Here is a 15,691-nt window from a genome sequence, read left to right as displayed (position 1 = left end):
TCATACAGGCTTCAAACTCGTTGAACACTGCGCAAACCCTTGCCCCGTCAGATAATGTTTTCTAGTTATATAAACATTCTTAAATAGTCTTTTTAAGAATATCTGCGCCTCTCTTATATTGCTCCCACGCCGAACGCAGTGCCGCCCACTGCCAGGCATATCCCATTCAAAGGAGCAGCACCATGAGCGCATCCCTTCGCAGCGTTGACGGTCAGGACGAAACCACCATCTTGCGTGAAATCCAGAGCGCCCTGCGCGATCTGCGATTTGGCGCGGTGGAGATCACTGTGCACAACGCTCAGGTCGTGCAGATCGAACGCAAAGAGAAATTCCGTTTGCAGCAGCCGGGTAACAAGCCGAGCTGATTTGAAGATCAAAAGATCGCAGCCTGCGGCAGCTCCCACAGGGGGCTTCGTGTAGGAGCTGCCGCAGGCGGCGATCTTTGAACCGGCACCACGATTTCCGAAATACATAAGAAAAAGCCACCACCAAGAATTCCAGGAGCTTTCACCATGTCGTCGATTCGCCGTTACGCTTTGGCCGCCCTGGCCAGTGCTGTGTTTGCCGGTTCCGCGGTTGCCAAGGATTACGAGCTGCTCAACGTGTCGTATGACCCGACGCGCGAGCTGTACCAGGACTACAACGCCGAATTCATCAACTTCTGGAAAAAGGAACACGCTGGCGACAACGTGAAAATCCAGCAGTCCCACGGCGGTTCGGGCAAGCAGGGCCGGGCGGTGATCGACGGTCTGCGCGCCGACGTGGTGACCTTGGCGCTGGCCGGCGACATCGACGAAATTGCCAAGCTCGGCAAGACCCTGCCGGCCGACTGGCAGAAGCGTCTGCCGGACGCCAGCACCCCGTACACCTCGACCATCGTGTTCCTGGTGCGCAAGGGCAACCCGAAAGGCATCAAGGACTGGGGCGACCTGGTCAAGAACGACGTCTCGGTGATCACCCCGAACCCGAAAACCTCCGGCGGTGCGCGCTGGAACTTCCTCGCCGCGTGGGCCTATGGCCTGAAAGCCAACGGCGGCAGCGAAGAAAAAGCCAAAGAGTACGTGCAGACCCTGTTCAAGCACGTTCCCGTGCTGGACACCGGCGCCCGTGGTTCGACCATCACCTTCGTCAACAATGGTCAGGGTGACGTGTTGCTGGCCTGGGAAAACGAAGCGTTTCTGGCGTTGAAAGAAGACGGCGGCGCTGACAAGTTCGACATCGTTGTGCCGTCGTTGTCGATCCTTGCCGAACCACCGGTGGCGGTGGTCGACAAGAACGCCGAGAAGAAGGGCAACGAGCAGATCGCCGAAGCCTACTTGAAGTACCTGTACAGCCCGGTCGGTCAGGAGATCGCCGCGAAGAACTTCTACCGCCCGCGTGACAAGGACGTGGCGGCGAAGTACGCCCAGCAGTTCCCGAAACTGGAACTGGTGACCATCGACAAGGACTTCGGCGGCTGGAAATCCGCACAACCGAAGTTTTTCAACGACGGTGGCGTGTTCGACCAGATCTATCAGGCGCAGTAATCTGCTCCACAATGAGCCTGAAGTTTAGGCACTTGAGATGTGGGAGTGAGCTTTTGTGGTGAGGGGATTCATCCCCGATGGGTTGCGCAGCAGCCCCAATGCCGACCTTTGCGGTGAATCAAATCTACCGCGAACTCTGGTTTTGCGACTGCTTCGCAGTCGGTCGGGGATAAATCCCCTCACCACAGGGCTTGCTCCCACATTGATGCGTTCAGCGGAATGCTTTTTAACCAAGGACTTTTATGTCGCGTCGTATCTCCCCCGTCATACCCGGCTTCGGGCTGACGCTGGGTTACACCTTGGTGTACCTCAGCCTGATTGTGCTTATCCCGCTGGCGGCGATGTTCGTCCACGCCGCCCAACTCACCTGGGATCAGTTCTGGACGATCATCACCGCGCCACGTGTGCTGGCAGCGTTGAAGCTGAGCTTCGGCACCGCGCTGTGTGCGGCGGTCATCAACGGCATCATCGGTACGTTGCTGGCCTGGGTGCTGGTGCGCTACACCTTCCCCGGGCGCAAGGTGATCGACGCGATGATCGACCTGCCGTTCGCCCTGCCGACGGCGGTGGCCGGTATCGCCCTGACCGCGCTGTACACCCCGACCGGTCTGGTCGGCCAGTTTGCCGCCGACCTCGGTTTCAAGATCGCCTACACCCCGCTGGGTATTACCCTCGCGCTGACTTTCGTCACCCTGCCGTTCGTGGTGCGCACGGTGCAGCCGGTGCTGGCTGACATTCCCCGTGAAGTCGAAGAGGCTGCTGCCTGCCTCGGTGCCAAACCTTTGCAGGTGTTTCGCCATATCCTCTTGCCAGCGCTGTTGCCCGCGTGGCTGACCGGTTTTGCCCTGGCGTTCGCCCGCGGTGTCGGTGAGTACGGCTCGGTGATTTTCATCGCCGGCAACATGCCGATGAAAACCGAAATCCTGCCGCTGCTGATCATGGTCAAGCTTGACCAATACGATTACACCGGCGCCACTTCCATCGGCGTGCTGATGCTGGTGGTTTCCTTCGTCCTGTTGCTGCTGATCAACCTGTTGCAGCGGCGCATCGAAACCCCGTAAGGAGGCGCGAACCATGTCCCAATCGTCTATTGCGGCCGCGTCCTCGGCCAACGCTGCCCGCCGTGGCAGCGCTACTTCACGCAGAATCCTGATCGGTCTCGGCTGGCTGATCTTTTTCCTGTTTCTGGTACTGCCGCTGTTCATCGTGGTGTCGCAAGGTCTGAAGAATGGCCTCGGCGCATTCTTCACGGCGATCTTTGAACCGGACGCCCTGTCGGCGCTGAAACTCACGGTGATCGCCGTGCTGATTTCGGTGCCGCTGAACCTGGTGTTCGGGGTCAGCGCCGCATGGTGCGTGAGCAAATATTCGTTCCGCGGCAAGAGCATGCTGGTGACGCTGATCGACCTGCCGTTCTCGGTGTCGCCGGTGATCGCCGGTCTGGTCTACGTGCTGATGTTCGGCGCTCAGGGCCTGTTCGGGCCTTGGCTGCAGGATCATGACATCCAGATCGTGTTCGCCCTGCCGGGCATCGTGCTGGCGACGATCTTCGTCACCGTGCCGTTCGTGGCCCGCGAGCTGATTCCGCTGATGCAGGAACAAGGCACGCAGGAAGAGGAAGCCGCGCGCCTGCTCGGCGCTAATGGCTGGCAGATGTTCTGGCATGTCACCGTCCCCAACATCAAGTGGGGTCTGATCTATGGCGTGGTGCTGTGTACCGCGCGGGCCATGGGTGAGTTCGGTGCGGTGTCGGTGGTTTCCGGGCACATTCGCGGGGTGACCAACACCTTGCCTCTGCACGTCGAGATCCTCTACAACGAATACAACCACGTGGCCGCGTTCGCCGTGGCGAGCCTGTTGCTGATCCTGGCGCTCTTCATCCTGCTGCTCAAGCAGTGGAGCGAAAACCGTATCAACCGCCTGCGCGCCAGCGCCGCGGAGGAATAATTCATGTCGATCGAAGTGCGTAACGTCAGCAAGAATTTCAATGCGTTCAAGGCGCTGGACAACATCAGCCTGGACATCCACAGCGGTGAACTGGTGGCGCTGCTCGGCCCGTCCGGCTGCGGCAAGACCACGCTGCTGCGGATCATCGCCGGCCTGGAAACCCCGGATCAGGGCAACATCGTGTTTCACGGCGAAGACGTCTCCGGTCACGACGTACGTGATCGCAACGTTGGTTTCGTGTTCCAGCACTACGCCTTGTTCCGCCATATGACGGTGTTCGACAACGTCGCGTTCGGCCTGCGCATGAAACCGAAAAACCAGCGCCCGAGCGAAAGCCAGATCGCGACCAAGGTCCACGAGCTGCTGAACATGGTGCAACTGGACTGGTTGTCGGATCGCTACCCGGAACAACTGTCCGGTGGTCAGCGTCAGCGTATCGCCCTCGCGCGCGCGTTGGCGGTTGAACCGAAGGTGCTGCTGCTCGACGAGCCGTTCGGTGCCCTTGACGCCAAGGTGCGTAAAGAGCTGCGCCGCTGGCTCGCGCGGCTGCACGAAGACATCAACCTGACCTCGGTGTTCGTGACCCACGACCAGGAAGAAGCGATGGAAGTCGCCGACCGCATCGTGGTGATGAACAAGGGCGTGATCGAGCAGATCGGCTCACCGGGCGACGTCTACGAAAACCCGGCCAGCGATTTCGTTTATCACTTCCTCGGCGACTCGAACCGCTTGCTGCTCAGCGACGACAACCACGTGCTGTTCCGTCCGCATGAAGTGTCGTTGTCCAGACATGAGCTGGAAGATCACCATGCCGCTGAAGTGCGTGATATTCGCCCATTGGGCGCGACCACGCGGGTGACGTTGAAGGTGGAAGGGCAGACCGATCTGATCGAGGCCGAAGTGGTGAAGGATCACGACAGCCTGATCGGACTGGCCAAGGGTGAAACGCTGTTCTTCAAGCCGAAGGTCTGGCAGAAAGTCGCCAGCCTCTAAAATCAAAAGATCGCAGCCTGCGGCAGCTCCTACATTGGAATGCGTTTCTCCTGTAGGAGCTGCCGCAGGCTGCGATCTTTTAAAGCGGCCTAAGCCGCCGCATTGCGATTCGGATTGACCCGCACCACCCCCGCCCGCGACTCGATCTGCTCTTTCAACTCGTGGCGCATCCCCAGCAGGAACGCCAGTTCGGCCACCACAAACAGCGGCCCGACAATCAACCCGCTCACGTCATCGACAAACGCCGGTTTGCGCCCCTCATAGTGGTGCCCGACAAACTGGATCACCCAGCCAATCACAAACATCGCCAGCCCGCTGCTCAGCCAGATCATGGTGCTCTGCTGCGCCAGCGCATGCCCGGCCCAGACCGACAGGCCCATCAACAGGCTCATCAGCACGCCGAGTTTCACTTCCAGGCGCAGGTAAAACCACGCCGAGGCCAGCGCCAGCAGCACCGCCGGAGAGATCCACACGCCGCCCAGCGACCACTCTGGTCGCGACAACAACACCGCCACCGCCACCACGATCAGCGGAATGCCGATAAAGTGGCTGGCGATGTTGCGCGGGTCGCGATGGTAGGCGGCGTATTGACTGAGATGGTCGACGAGGCTTTTCATTGTTGTTCCTCCTGTAGGGTGCGTGCAGCATGCCTCGGGTTCGGCGTTCGCTCTGTCAGGCAGGCGACAATTGGGAGTGATCATGGATAAGCGTTCACAGCTGCTGACCGGGCAATGGTTCAGTCATCTGCCAGCGTCCTTTCAGGATAGTCTGCTGGCGGCGGCCCGGGAGCGGCGGCTGGCGGCGGGGCAACGCCTGTTCCAGCGCGGTGATCCGCCCTGCGGGTTGTACGCGGTGCTCGACGGCGCGATCCGGATCGGGGCGGTGAGCGAGCAGGGCAAGGAGGCGTTGCTGAGCCTGGTGGAGGCGCCGCACTGGTTCGGCGAAATCTGCCTGTTCGACGGCCAGCCACGCACTCATGATGCGTATGCGGTCGGGTCGTGCACCCTGCTGAATATCCCGCAGGCCACGCTGCTGAAAATCCTCGACGAACAGCCGGTGTACTGGCGCCATCTGGCATTGCTGATGAGCCACAAATTGCGCCTGACCTTTATCAATCTCGAACAATTGAGCCTGCTGCCGGCTCCGGCACGCCTGGCCCATCGCTTGCTGATGATCGCCGAGGGCTACGGTGAAATCGATGCGCCACGCCGGGTCCTGCAACTGCCGCAGGAGCAGCTGGCGTCGATGCTGTCGCTGTCACGGCAGACCACCAACCAGATCCTCAAGGATCTGCAGGCGCAGGGGATTATCGGGCTGGGGTATGGCGAGATCGAGATTCTCGATGCCGAGCGATTGCGGGCTCTCGCCACACTCTAAAATTTCACACCGATCCATTGCTGGAGTGGGCCTCTGTGGTGAGGGGATTTATCCCCGATGGGGGGCGCAGCCGCCCCCAACCTGTGATGAAGTCCGGCGACTGCTACGCAGTCGATCGGGGATAAATCCCCTCACCACAAGGCTCATTCCTACAGGGGAAACATGTGTGGCTTACGAACCGCGATAGGTCGAGAAACCGTAAGGGCTGAGCAGCAACGGGATGTGGTAGTGCTGGTCAGTCTGCTTCACTTGGAAAATCACCGGAATCTCCGGGAAAAACGTCTCACGCTTGTTCTTCTCGAAATACTCGCCGGTCTTGAATACCACCCGGTATTCGCCCGCCTCGAAAGGCTGTTTGGCCGGGAACAGTTCCGCGATGCGCCCCTGTTCGTTGGTGGTGCCTTGGGCCAGTGGCTGCCAGTTCTGGCCGACGTGTTTTTCCAGGGTCACGTTGACGCCCGGCGAGGGCAGGCCGTTTTCCAGGTTGAGCACGTGCACGCTCAGCGGGTTGCCGGCGGCCAGCGCCAGGCTGGAGAGGGCGCTCAGGCCGAGTGCGGCGAAGGTCATGCGCAGGGTAGTCATGGTCAGTCTCCTTATTGGGAACGGGTGAGGGTCAGGCCGGCCTTTTCGGCGGCCTTGATTGCACAGTTTTCGTCTTGCTCGCCGCCGCCGGATCCGGCCACGCCCATGGCGCCGACCAGTTCATCAGCGGCGAATAGCGGAATGCCGCCGCCGAGCAACAGCAGCTCATCGAGGGTGTTGAGGTTGGCGGTCTCCGGATTGCTGCGTGCGCGCTCGGCGAACAGCCGGGTCGGGATTTTCGTCGACAGTGCGGTGTAGGCTTTGCGCTGGCTGGCAGCGGTGTTGTGCGGGCCGATGCCGTCGCCGCGCAGGGTCACCAGCAAGTTGCCGCCACGGTCGAGTACCGACACCGTGGCGGTGCAATTGCTCAACGCGGTGTCGGCCAGCAGGCGTGCGGTTTTCAGATCGAGGTCAGCGTGGCGTGGCAGCTCGGCGCTGGCGAAAGCGCTGGCGCTGAGGCCAAGGGCAAGGCTGGCTGCAAGGTATTTGACGGTCATGAACAGGCTCCGAAAGCGAAGGACATCACCTTAGCCGCCGCTCTTCGTCAGAACCCCGTCAGTTGGATTACAAGTTTGTAATGGGCAACGCCGCCGAAGGCGCCTAGCCTGTGTGCCTGATCAATTGAGGTGTGCCATGCGTTTGCTGGTCGTAGAAGATGAAGCCAAAACCGCGAATTTCCTGGCCAAGGGCCTGGGCGAATCGGGTTTTGCCGTGGACGTGGCGCTCAATGGTCTCGATGGGCGCTATTTCATCGAGCAGCAGGAATATGACCTGATCATCCTCGACGTGATGCTGCCGGGCCTCAATGGCTGGCAGCTGCTGCAACTGATTCGCCAGCGCGGCGCCACCCCGGTGTTGTTCCTGACCGCCAAGGACGCCATCGAAGACCGCGTGCGCGGCCTCGAACTGGGCGCCGATGATTACCTGCTCAAACCCTTCGCTTTCGCCGAATTGCTCGCGCGGGTGCGCACGTTGCTGCGGCGCGGGCCGCTGCGCGAGGCCGAGTCCTACAGCATCGCCGACCTGGAAATCGACGTGCTACGGCGTCGGGTCAGTCGCGGCGGTCAGCGCATTGCCCTGACCAACAAGGAATTTGCCTTGCTGCAATTGCTCGCCAGCCGTCAGGGCGAAGTGCTGTCGCGCACGCTGATCGCCTCGCAGGTGTGGAACCTGAATTTCGACAGCGACACCAACATGGTCGAAGTCGCGGTGCGCCGCCTGCGGGCGAAAGTCGATGACCCATACATGCCGAAACTGATCCACACCGTGCGCGGGGTCGGCTATCAGCTGGAGGCGCCCGACGATGCGGTCTAGGTCGATCGCCTGGCGTCTGGCGCTGGCGTTCGCCGTGGTTTGCGCGTTGGTGTTGAGTGCGATCGGTGTGTTTCTGTACCGCTCGCTCGACTCGGAGATCGCCTATCGGGATGATCTGGCGTTGCTTGGCCGCCTGGAGCAGGTGCGCGCCTTGCTCGCCGACAGCGACAGCCTCGGCGCCTTGCAGGCGCGGCCACGGCTGTACCAGAACATGCTCGGTAACCTCGACAGCCTGCTGCTGGTACGGCGCGCCGATGGCTCGAACGTGATTGCGATCAACCCGCGTCAGCGCGAGCTACCGCCATTGAACGCAATCGCGCGCGAGCAAACGCCGCAGCGTCGCGACGTGCTGACCTGGCAGGCGCCGGACGGCGCCGAGCTGGCGCTGTTGTCCGGTGACGCCCAAGGGCCGAACGGCGAACCGCTGACGGTGATCGCCGGCAAGGTGCTCACTGAGCGTGAGCAGATGCTCGCCAGTTATCGCCTGCGCCTGTACCTGGCCGTCGGGCTGGGCGCGTTGCTGGCGTTCGCGCTGGGCCTGGTGCTGCTGCGCCGTGGTCTGCAACCGTTGCGCCAGTTGAGCGCGGCGGTGCGCGGCATTGATCTGCGCAGCCTCGACCAGCGACTGCCCGCCAGCGGCACCCCCGCCGAACTGCTCGAACCGGTGCAGGCGCTCAACGGCATGCTGGCGCGGCTGGACGATAGCGTGCAGCGGCTGTCGCAGTTTTCTGCCGATCTGGCGCACGAGATCCGCACCCCGCTGCACACCTTGCTCGCCAGCAACGGCCAGGCGCTGAATCACCCGCGCAGCACGGCGGAGTATCAGGAGTTGCTGGCGTCGAACATGGAAGAGTTCGAACGCCTCAAACGCATGGCCGAGAACCTGATGTTCCTTGCCCGCGCCGAACAGGCGGAGCGCGCGCTCGACTTGCAAACCCTGGATCTGCACAGCGTCGGCAGCGAGCTGTGCGATTACTTCGAAGCCTTGGCCGATGATCGCCGGTTGCGCCTGGAAAACCGGCTGCACGGCGAACTGTTAGCCGATCAGCAACTGCTGCAACGTGCCCTCGGTAATCTGCTGGCCAACGCGGTGCGCCACGCCGATGAAGGCACACTGATCAGCCTGCGCCGCCACGATGAGCCGGGCGTGTGCTGGTTACAGGTACACAACCACGGCCCGGTGATCGCGCCAGAACATCTGGGCAAACTGTTCGACCGCTTCTATCGCGTCGACCCTTCACGGGCGCAGCCCGGGGATTCCGGTGGGCTGGGGCTGGCGATTGTGCAGTCGATCATGCTGTTGCATGGCGGGCAAGTCAGGGTCAGCAGTGATGCGAGTGGCACAGTGTTTGAGTTGGGTTTTGAGGCGATCTGACTGACGCTTTCGCGGGCAAGCCCGCTCCCACAGGTTTATCGGGTGTACATGAGTTTTGGGTACGACACGGACACTGTGGGAGCGGGCTTGCTCGCGAAGAGGCCAGCAGGTTCAGCACACATTCCGGATCAATCAGCGCAACTGATCGCGAAACTGCCCCGGCGTCATCCCGGTCCAGCGTTTGAACGCGCGGCTGAAGCTGCTGGTGTCGGCAAACCCCAGCAGGTAACTGACTTCACTCAACGAACACTGCGGATCGCGCAGGTGCAGCAGCGCGAGGTTTTCGCGGCTCTCGTTGAGCAGCGTGTCGAAGCGACAGCCCTCATCCGCCAGATGCCGTTGCAGGCTGCGCAAGCTCAGGTGCAAGGCCTGGGCGATGCGTTCGGCGCTAGGTTCGCCTTCAGGCAGTTGCTCTTCGATAGCGTCGCGCACCTTGCGCTCCCAGGTCAGCGGTTGGAGCTGGGCCAGGGTGCGCTTGAGCACCGCTTCGTTGTGTTCGGCCAGTTCCGGGTTGGCGTCGTCGAGGTGGCTGTCGAAGTCGGTGAGGGCAAACTCCAGGCGATCTTCGGCGCAGGAGAAATGCACCGGGGCGCGGAACACCTTGTGCCACTGATGCGCATCGGACGGTTCCGGGCGGCGCAGGTACACCGCCAGCGGCGCGTAATCGCGACCCAGGCGATTGCGGCAGGTGCGCACGTAGATCGCGGCAAACGCGTCGATGGCTTCGAAGGCCGGCGCCGGATTGCCTGACGGAATTTTCAGACGAAACAGATAGCGGTCATCGCTGCGGCTCAGCTCCAGTTCCAGTGCATCGCTGACCACCGGGTGATAACGCACGATGCGCTCGAATACCTCACGCAGGCTGCCGCTGGCCACCAGCGCGTAACCCAGCGCATGGAACGTGGTCGGGCTGACGAACCGCGACACTCGCAGGCCGATCGCCGGATCGCCGCTGAACTGTACTGCCAGTTGCCACAGGCGCGTGGTGCCGGACAACGGATAACGCGCGTTCGGGTCGTCCATCAACTGCGGATCGAGTCCGGCCTGTTGGCACAGGCCGAGACTGTCCAGCCCCAGCGCATCGAGTTGCTTGCGCAAGGCACGGGTCCAGCTGGCGAGAGAGGTGGGTTCCTTCATGCTGATTGGCGCTTCCGGTCAACAGGTTGGCGTTCACGGCTACCATCAATAAAGCTTTCGCAAGGCAGGATGCGAACATCAATAACCAGAGGATGGAAGCATGGACCGTACTTCTGCAAGTCCCCAGCGACACAATGCTGCCCAGCGATCAGCGCATATTCGCGAAGTGGTGCTGGCCAAGGGCGTCGAGTTGCGTCAGCGCTACCCGATTTTGCAGCACCAGGACGCCCTCGGCGCGGGGATTCTGGCCTTTGCTCTGGGCGGGATGATCGGTTCGGCGACGCTGTACATCACTGGCCACATGGCGTGGTGGGTGTGTCTGCTGCTGAATGCGTTTTTCGCCTCCTTGACCCATGAGCTGGAACACGACCTGATCCACAGCATGTATTTCCGCAAACAACGGCTGCCGCACAACCTGATGATGGGCCTGGTGTGGCTGGCGCGGCCGAGCACGATCAATCCGTGGATCCGTCGTCATCTGCACCTCAATCACCATAAGGTTTCCGGCACCGAAACCGACATGGAAGAACGCGCGATCACCAACGGCGAGCCTTGGGGTTTTGCGCGGTTACTGATGGTCGGTGACAACGTGATGTCGGCGTTCATCCGCATGCTGCGGGCCAAGACCTGGGCGCACAAATTCAGCATCATCAAACGTACCCTGAAGGTTTACGCGCCGCTGGCGCTGGTGCATTGGGGCGCGTGGTACGTGTTCCTCGGCTTCCATGCGGCGAATGGCATCGCCTACCTCATGGGTTCGCCGATTGAATGGTCGGCGACCACGCTGTCGGTGATGCAGGTGATCGATATCGCGGCAGTGGTGATCATCGGTCCGAACGTGCTGCGCACCTTTTGCCTGCACTTCATCAGCTCGAACATGCATTACTACGGCGACATCGAGGCGGGCAACGTGCTGCAGCAATGCCAGGTGCTGAACCCGTGGTGGTTGTGGCCGTTGCAGGCGTTCTGCTTCAACTTCGGCAGCAGCCACGGGATTCATCATTTTGTGGTGAAGGAACCGTTTTACATCCGGCAGCTGACCGTGCCGGTGGCGCATAAGGTGATGCGTGATATGGGGGTGCGATTCAATGATTTCGGCACGTTCGGGCGGGCGAACCGGTTTGTTCGCAGGGATGAGTTGGTGCCGGAAGAGGTGCGCACTGCCCGGGCTTGATAGCTGAGTTTGAGGGCCTCATCGCTGGCAAGCCAGCTCCCACAGGTTTCAGTGTCATTCAAAGGATTTGTGAACGACATTGAACCTTGTGGGAGCTGGCTTGCCAGCGATAGCGGTGGTTCTGGCAGTATCAATCCGGCTGAAACGGCGAAGCACTCAGAATCACCCCGGTCTCCTCCACATATTTCTGCCAATGCCCGATCAAGCTGTTGAGCTTGTCCGGCTGACTCGACGCCAGATCATGAATCTCACCCGGATCGCTGCTCAGGTCATACAGCTGCCAGGTCGCCGGCCCCACCGGCCCGGGGATCCACACGGCTTTCCACGACCCTTGGCGAATCGCCCGCCGGCCAAACAACTCCCAACCAGTCACGGTGTGTTCGTCATGCACCTGGGCCGTCTCGCCAGACAAAAAGCCCAGCCATGATTTGCCGCGCAGCGGCGCCACCGGTTTGCCGTGCCATTGCTTGCCCGGATGGCGCACGCCGGCCAGATCGAGAATCGTCGGAGTGATGTCCATCACCGTGCCAAAGCCGTGGCTGATCTGCCCTTTGATCGGCAGTTGCGGATAGTGCAGCAGCGCCGGTACGCGAATCCCGCCTTCGGTGGTGAACGCCTTGAACAGCCGTGACGGTGCGGTCGCCACCTGCGCCCAGCTCGGCCCGTACCAGACGTAGGAATTGGCGCGGCCGATGTTGTCGAGGCTGTTGTCGTAATGCTGATTGAGGTAGGTCAGCAGTTCCGGGCCGAACTTGGGAAACGCCTCCAGCAGTGCGCCCTCGGCTCCGTTGTCGGACATGAACAGGATGAAGGTGTTATCGAGTTGGCCCTGCTGGCGCAGGTAATCGACCACCCGGCCGATGTTCCAGTCCATGCGCTCGACCATGGCCGCGTAGACCTCCATGGCCCGCGCGGAAATCTGCCGTTGCTCATCACTCAGCGCGTCCCATTGCGCATTCAGTTGAATCAGCGGATGCGGCTCGACATCCGGCTCGATCAGGCCCAGCGCCTTGAGTTTTTCCAGGCGCTCCAGACGCAAGACTTCGGGACCGGCGTCGTAGCGACCACGGTATTTTTCGACGGTGTCGGCCGGTGCCTGCAACGGCCAGTGCGGTGCGGAGAAGGGCAGATAAGCGAAGAATGGCCGGCTCTGATCGCGCTCCTTGAGATACTGCAGCAGCTTGTCGCCGAAGGCGTCCGACGAGTAGAAATCCTTGGGCAGCTCATCGATAAAGGTGTCGTCTTCGATGTACAGCGCCGGAGTCGATTTCAGCAGGCCAGGGGTGTGTTCATCGTAGGTCGGCTCGAAACCATAGTGGTTGGCCGCACCCGGCAGCAACGAAAACGAACGCTCGAAACCGCGGGCCTGCGGAGCCAGTTCAGCAGTCAGGCCGAGGTGCCATTTGCCGCTCATCAAGGTTTGATAACCGGCCTCGCGCAGCAGCTCGGGCAGGGCCACAACGCGGTCGTTGAGGTAGCCTTCGTAACCTGGTTTGCCGATCAGCTCCGGGGTCAGCGCTTCGGCCATGGTGCCGATGCCGGCGATGTGGTGATCGGTGCCGGTCAGCAGCATCGAGCGGGTTGGCGAGCAGGTCGGTGCGGTGTGGAAATCGGTCAGGCGCAGGCCGTTGTTGGCCAGGGCATCGAGATTCGGCGTGGCGATTTCGCCACCGAAGGCGCCGATGTCGGAAAAGCCGAGATCGTCGGCCAGAATCACCAGAAAGTTGGGGCGTTGCGGCATCGAAAAGCTCCTCTCAGCAGGCAATGAACGACAGCGGCAGATCGCGGATCTGGACCGGCAGGCTCGGTTGGTAATGGTCGTCACTGGTCAGTTCGTGCAGCAGCTCTTCACGCAACTGATGGAAGTCGAAGCTGCTGCGCTGACGCGGGTGCGGCAGGGCGATGTCGACCACTTGCTTGATCCGTCCCGGACGCGGCTCCATCACCACCACGCGATCGGCGAGAAAGATCGCTTCTTCGACGTCGTGGGTGACGAGGATCGTGGTGATTTTTGCCCGGTCACGAATCGCCAGCAGCTCGTCCTGCATTTGCTGACGGGTCAACGCATCGAGCGCGCCGAAGGGTTCGTCGAGCAGCAGAATCCGTGGGCTGGCGACCAGTCCACGGGCAATCGCCACGCGCTGTGCCATGCCGCCGGAGAGCTGGTGCGGATAGGCGCGGGTGAAATCGCGCAGGCCGACCAGATCGATGAAATCGTTGATGCGCTGCTGCTTTTCGGCGGTGCTCAGCGGCTCGTTGACCAGGCCCAGACCGATGTTGTCGGCCACCGTCAGCCACGGGAACAGCCGGTGTTCCTGAAACACGATGCCGCGCTCGCCGCCGATGCCGCTGACGGCTTTGCCATCGACACTGATCTGCCCGCGAAACTGCGTATCCAGACCCACCAGCAAACGCAGCAAGGTGGATTTGCCGCAACCGCTGGAGCCGACGATGGCGACGAATTCGCCCTCGGCGATGTCGAGGTTGAATTCGCGAATCGCCTCCAGTTCGAAACCGTCGACATCGAAGGATTTACCTACGTGGGTGAAGCTGACAATCGGTGCGTTCATGCGTGTCTCCAGCGAGTAGCGCGAATTTCCAGGCGTTGGCCGACGAGGTTGAGCAGGGCGCCGGTGAGGCCGACCAGCAGCATCCCGGCCATGATCAGGTCCATGCGCAGCAGTTGTTGGGCGCCGATCATCTGGCTGCCGATGCCGCCGTTGGACGGCATGAAATATTCGGCGCCGATGGTGCCGAGCCAGGCGTAGATCAGACTCAGACGCAGCCCGGCGAAAATCCCTGGCGCCGCCCCCGGCAGCACTAGACGGCGCAGGCGCTGACCGAGGCTCATGCGCAGCACCTGCGCGGCTTCGTTGAGTTGTGGCGAGAGGTTGGCGACGCTGCGTTGGGTGGCGATGAACAGCGGGAAAAACGCGGCGAGGGCGACGAACACCCACTTCGCCAACTCACCCAATCCGAACCACGCGGTAAGCAGCGGCACCCAGGCAAAAATCGCGATCTGGCGAATGGCGGCGAGAGTCGGGCCGAGCAGACGTTCGCTGGTACGTGAAAGCCCCAGCAGCAAGCCGAGGGCGAAACCAAGTCCACCGCCCAGCAACAAACCGCCAAGGGTGCGACCGAGGCTCAACGCCATGCCGCTGATCAGCGTGCCGTCGAGCAGACCGTTTTGTGTTGTTTCCAGCACCGCCAGCGGGCTGACCAGAATGTTCGCATCAACCCACTGCTGATCGCTCGCCACTTGCCACAAGCCGATCAGGCTCAGGGGCAACAGCCACGGTTGCAGCCTCTGCCAGCCTTGGTAGTGCGGGCCACGACGGATTTCTGCGGTCGCCGGGTGTGGCCAGTGCACCAGTTTGCGGTCGAGAAAACCAATGCCGCGATCCATCGCCACGCCCAGCACACCGATGACCACGATGCACACGAACACGATGTCGAGCATGAACAGTTGCCGTGCCCAGACCATCAGGTAACCGATGCCTTCGCTGGACGCCAATAGCTCCACCGCCAGCAATGAAGTCCAACCAGCAGCCAGGGCCAGACGCACGCCAGCCATGAACGCCGGCAGTGCAGCGGGCAGCACCAGGCGCCGGATCAGCAAGTACGACGGCAGGCGCAGTACGGCGGCGGCTTCGCGCAGTTTCGGCTGCGCATCACGAACACCGACCAGGGTGTGCAGGGTCACCGGCACCACGATGGCCTTGATCAGCACCACCAGTTTCAGCACTTCGCCGATGCCGAAAAACACCATGAACAGCGGAATCCACGCCAGCGTTGGCACCTGTGCCAGACCGGCGAACGTCGGGAAGACCAGGCGTTCGAGACGCCTACTGAATCCCAGCGCGGCACCCAACAGCGCACCGGCGCAGATCCCTGCCAGCAAGCCCCAGAGCAAGCGTTGCAGACTGATCCACAAATGACCCCACAACTCGCCTTGGGACAGCTCGATGGCGCTGTTCCACACCAGCGATGGCGCCGGCAGGATCTGCTCGCTCATCCATTGATTGCGTGCGGCCAGCCACCACAGGGCGAACAGGCTGATCGGCAGCAACCATGGCAAAAGGCGTTGGTTGAGGCTTGGCCACACCCGTCGACTTTTCAGGGGCGGCGCGGGTAGCGGCAGGCTGAGCAGGGAATCACGGGCCATGGGTGACCTCCGTTGTCGGGTTGGATCGGGAGCAAGATCAAAAGATCGCAGCCTTCGGCAGCTCTTACAGGAGGACGCGTCCGTGAGTTCGCCCCTGTAGG

16 protein-coding genes are annotated in these 15,691 nt (G+C 61.6%); 9 read left to right on the top strand and 7 right to left on the bottom strand.

Going from position 1 to position 15,691, the window contains the following annotated elements; all coding sequences use genetic code 11:
• Positions 1 to 182 precede the first annotated feature (182 nt).
• The 5 genes from oscA to JN524_RS23605 all read left to right on the top strand — a co-directional run bounded on the left by oscA (position 183) and on the right by JN524_RS23605 (position 4,466).
• Positions 183 to 365, top strand: coding sequence for a sulfur starvation response protein OscA (gene oscA, locus JN524_RS23625; RefSeq protein WP_003220508.1), 183 nt, complete (start codon positions 183 to 185; stop codon positions 363 to 365).
• Positions 366 to 512: 147 nt separating this feature from the next.
• The gene (locus JN524_RS23620; protein ID WP_202370897.1) at positions 513 to 1,526 is read left to right on the top strand and encodes a sulfate ABC transporter substrate-binding protein; all 1,014 of its coding nucleotides are present in this window, start codon (positions 513 to 515) and stop codon (positions 1,524 to 1,526) included.
• Positions 1,527 to 1,768: 242 nt separating this feature from the next.
• Positions 1,769 to 2,587 carry a sulfate ABC transporter permease subunit CysT gene (gene cysT, locus JN524_RS23615; protein WP_202370896.1) on the top strand — a complete coding sequence of 273 codons (819 nt, stop codon included), beginning with the start codon at positions 1,769 to 1,771 and terminating at the stop codon, positions 2,585 to 2,587.
• A gap of 13 nt (positions 2,588 to 2,600) precedes the next feature.
• Entirely contained in the window at positions 2,601 to 3,473 is an 873-nt protein-coding gene (gene cysW / locus JN524_RS23610) for a sulfate ABC transporter permease subunit CysW (protein ID WP_007952817.1), read from the top strand.
• Positions 3,474 to 3,476: 3 nt separating this feature from the next.
• Entirely contained in the window at positions 3,477 to 4,466 is a 990-nt protein-coding gene (locus tag JN524_RS23605) for a sulfate/molybdate ABC transporter ATP-binding protein (RefSeq protein WP_115988479.1), read from the top strand.
• An 89-nt stretch (positions 4,467 to 4,555) separates the two neighbouring features.
• Here JN524_RS23605 and JN524_RS23600 read toward each other — a convergent pair whose 3' ends face one another.
• Complete coding sequence (locus tag JN524_RS23600) at positions 4,556 to 5,083, bottom strand: Mpo1 family 2-hydroxy fatty acid dioxygenase (protein ID WP_202370895.1); 528 nt, start codon at positions 5,081 to 5,083, stop codon at positions 4,556 to 4,558.
• A gap of 82 nt (positions 5,084 to 5,165) precedes the next feature.
• Here JN524_RS23600 and JN524_RS23595 point away from each other — a divergent pair, with 82 nt between their 5' ends.
• A complete protein-coding gene (locus JN524_RS23595; RefSeq protein ID WP_202370894.1) occupies positions 5,166 to 5,843 on the top strand; it encodes a Crp/Fnr family transcriptional regulator in 678 nt (225 codons plus the stop codon).
• A gap of 171 nt (positions 5,844 to 6,014) precedes the next feature.
• Here JN524_RS23595 and uraH read toward each other — a convergent pair whose 3' ends face one another.
• Both uraH and JN524_RS23585 read right to left on the bottom strand, forming a co-directional pair.
• Positions 6,015 to 6,425 carry a hydroxyisourate hydrolase gene (uraH, locus tag JN524_RS23590; protein WP_202370893.1) on the bottom strand — a complete coding sequence of 137 codons (411 nt, stop codon included), beginning with the start codon at positions 6,423 to 6,425 and terminating at the stop codon, positions 6,015 to 6,017.
• A gap of 11 nt (positions 6,426 to 6,436) precedes the next feature.
• Positions 6,437 to 6,922, bottom strand: a complete 486-nt coding sequence (locus JN524_RS23585) for a GlcG/HbpS family heme-binding protein (RefSeq protein ID WP_202370892.1) — start codon at positions 6,920 to 6,922, stop codon at positions 6,437 to 6,439.
• A gap of 136 nt (positions 6,923 to 7,058) precedes the next feature.
• Between JN524_RS23585 and JN524_RS23580 the strand changes: the two genes are divergently transcribed.
• Together JN524_RS23580 and JN524_RS23575 are read left to right on the top strand one after the other, a co-directional pair.
• Entirely contained in the window at positions 7,059 to 7,739 is a 681-nt protein-coding gene (locus tag JN524_RS23580) for a heavy metal response regulator transcription factor (RefSeq protein WP_027611153.1), read from the top strand.
• Positions 7,729 to 9,114: a heavy metal sensor histidine kinase gene (locus JN524_RS23575; protein ID WP_202370891.1), complete on the top strand. Its 1,386-nt coding sequence runs from the start codon at positions 7,729 to 7,731 to the stop codon at positions 9,112 to 9,114. Before JN524_RS23580 ends, JN524_RS23575 begins: the two co-directional genes overlap by 11 nt.
• 132 nt (positions 9,115 to 9,246) lie before the next feature.
• On the opposite strand, the gene JN524_RS23570 is transcribed toward JN524_RS23575, so the two are convergent.
• Positions 9,247 to 10,251 (bottom strand): AraC family transcriptional regulator, encoded by a 1,005-nt coding sequence (locus tag JN524_RS23570; RefSeq protein ID WP_202370890.1) that lies wholly within the window; start codon positions 10,249 to 10,251, stop codon positions 9,247 to 9,249.
• Between the two features lie 100 nt (positions 10,252 to 10,351).
• Here JN524_RS23570 and JN524_RS23565 point away from each other — a divergent pair, with 100 nt between their 5' ends.
• Positions 10,352 to 11,425, top strand: coding sequence for a fatty acid desaturase (locus JN524_RS23565; protein WP_202370889.1), 1,074 nt, complete (start codon positions 10,352 to 10,354; stop codon positions 11,423 to 11,425).
• Between the two features lie 130 nt (positions 11,426 to 11,555).
• Here the strand turns inward: JN524_RS23565 and JN524_RS23560 are convergent, their stop codons facing one another.
• Genes JN524_RS23560 through JN524_RS23550 form a run of 3 tightly spaced genes read right to left on the bottom strand, consistent with a single transcriptional unit; the run spans position 11,556 to position 15,590 of the window.
• On the bottom strand, positions 11,556 to 13,166 hold the full coding sequence (locus JN524_RS23560; RefSeq protein WP_202370888.1) for an arylsulfatase: 1,611 nt from the start codon (positions 13,164 to 13,166) through the stop codon (positions 11,556 to 11,558).
• 13 nt (positions 13,167 to 13,179) lie between these two features.
• Entirely contained in the window at positions 13,180 to 13,995 is an 816-nt protein-coding gene (locus JN524_RS23555; RefSeq protein ID WP_027611158.1) for an ABC transporter ATP-binding protein, read from the bottom strand.
• Complete coding sequence (locus JN524_RS23550) at positions 13,992 to 15,590, bottom strand: ABC transporter permease (RefSeq protein ID WP_202370887.1); 1,599 nt, start codon at positions 15,588 to 15,590, stop codon at positions 13,992 to 13,994. Before JN524_RS23550 ends, JN524_RS23555 begins: the two co-directional genes overlap by 4 nt.
• Between the last annotated feature and the right edge of the window lie 101 nt (positions 15,591 to 15,691).

This window comes from Pseudomonas sp. MWU318, from assembly GCF_016756945.1.
Taxonomy (GTDB): Bacteria; Pseudomonadota; Gammaproteobacteria; order Pseudomonadales; family Pseudomonadaceae; genus Aquipseudomonas; species Aquipseudomonas putida_A.
The sequence above is the reverse complement of the archived record's forward strand: the minus strand, read 5'-3'. Positions and strand labels throughout refer to the sequence as shown.

Bases quoted from the DNA above. Each gene is read 5' to 3' on its own strand.
- JN524_RS23585 (WP_202370892.1), bottom strand. From the start codon at position 6,922: ATGACCGTCAAATACCTTGCAGCCAGCCTTGCCCTTGGCCTCAGCGCC.
- JN524_RS23595 (WP_202370894.1), top strand. From the start codon at position 5,166: ATGGATAAGCGTTCACAGCTGCTGACCGGGCAATGGTTCAGTCATCTG.
- JN524_RS23560 (WP_202370888.1), bottom strand. From the start codon at position 13,166: ATGCCGCAACGCCCCAACTTTCTGGTGATTCTGGCCGACGATCTCGGC.
- JN524_RS23570 (WP_202370890.1), bottom strand. From the start codon at position 10,251: ATGAAGGAACCCACCTCTCTCGCCAGCTGGACCCGTGCCTTGCGCAAG.
- JN524_RS23550 (WP_202370887.1), bottom strand. From the start codon at position 15,590: ATGGCCCGTGATTCCCTGCTCAGCCTGCCGCTACCCGCGCCGCCCCTG.
- cysW (WP_007952817.1), top strand. From the start codon at position 2,601: ATGTCCCAATCGTCTATTGCGGCCGCGTCCTCGGCCAACGCTGCCCGC.
- uraH (WP_202370893.1), bottom strand. From the start codon at position 6,425: ATGACTACCCTGCGCATGACCTTCGCCGCACTCGGCCTGAGCGCCCTC.
- JN524_RS23580 (WP_027611153.1), top strand. From the start codon at position 7,059: ATGCGTTTGCTGGTCGTAGAAGATGAAGCCAAAACCGCGAATTTCCTG.
- JN524_RS23605 (WP_115988479.1), top strand. From the start codon at position 3,477: ATGTCGATCGAAGTGCGTAACGTCAGCAAGAATTTCAATGCGTTCAAG.
- JN524_RS23620 (WP_202370897.1), top strand. From the start codon at position 513: ATGTCGTCGATTCGCCGTTACGCTTTGGCCGCCCTGGCCAGTGCTGTG.
- cysT (WP_202370896.1), top strand. From the start codon at position 1,769: ATGTCGCGTCGTATCTCCCCCGTCATACCCGGCTTCGGGCTGACGCTG.
- oscA (WP_003220508.1), top strand. From the start codon at position 183: ATGAGCGCATCCCTTCGCAGCGTTGACGGTCAGGACGAAACCACCATC.
- JN524_RS23565 (WP_202370889.1), top strand. From the start codon at position 10,352: ATGGACCGTACTTCTGCAAGTCCCCAGCGACACAATGCTGCCCAGCGA.
- JN524_RS23555 (WP_027611158.1), bottom strand. From the start codon at position 13,995: ATGAACGCACCGATTGTCAGCTTCACCCACGTAGGTAAATCCTTCGAT.
- JN524_RS23600 (WP_202370895.1), bottom strand. From the start codon at position 5,083: ATGAAAAGCCTCGTCGACCATCTCAGTCAATACGCCGCCTACCATCGC.
- JN524_RS23575 (WP_202370891.1), top strand. From the start codon at position 7,729: ATGCGGTCTAGGTCGATCGCCTGGCGTCTGGCGCTGGCGTTCGCCGTG.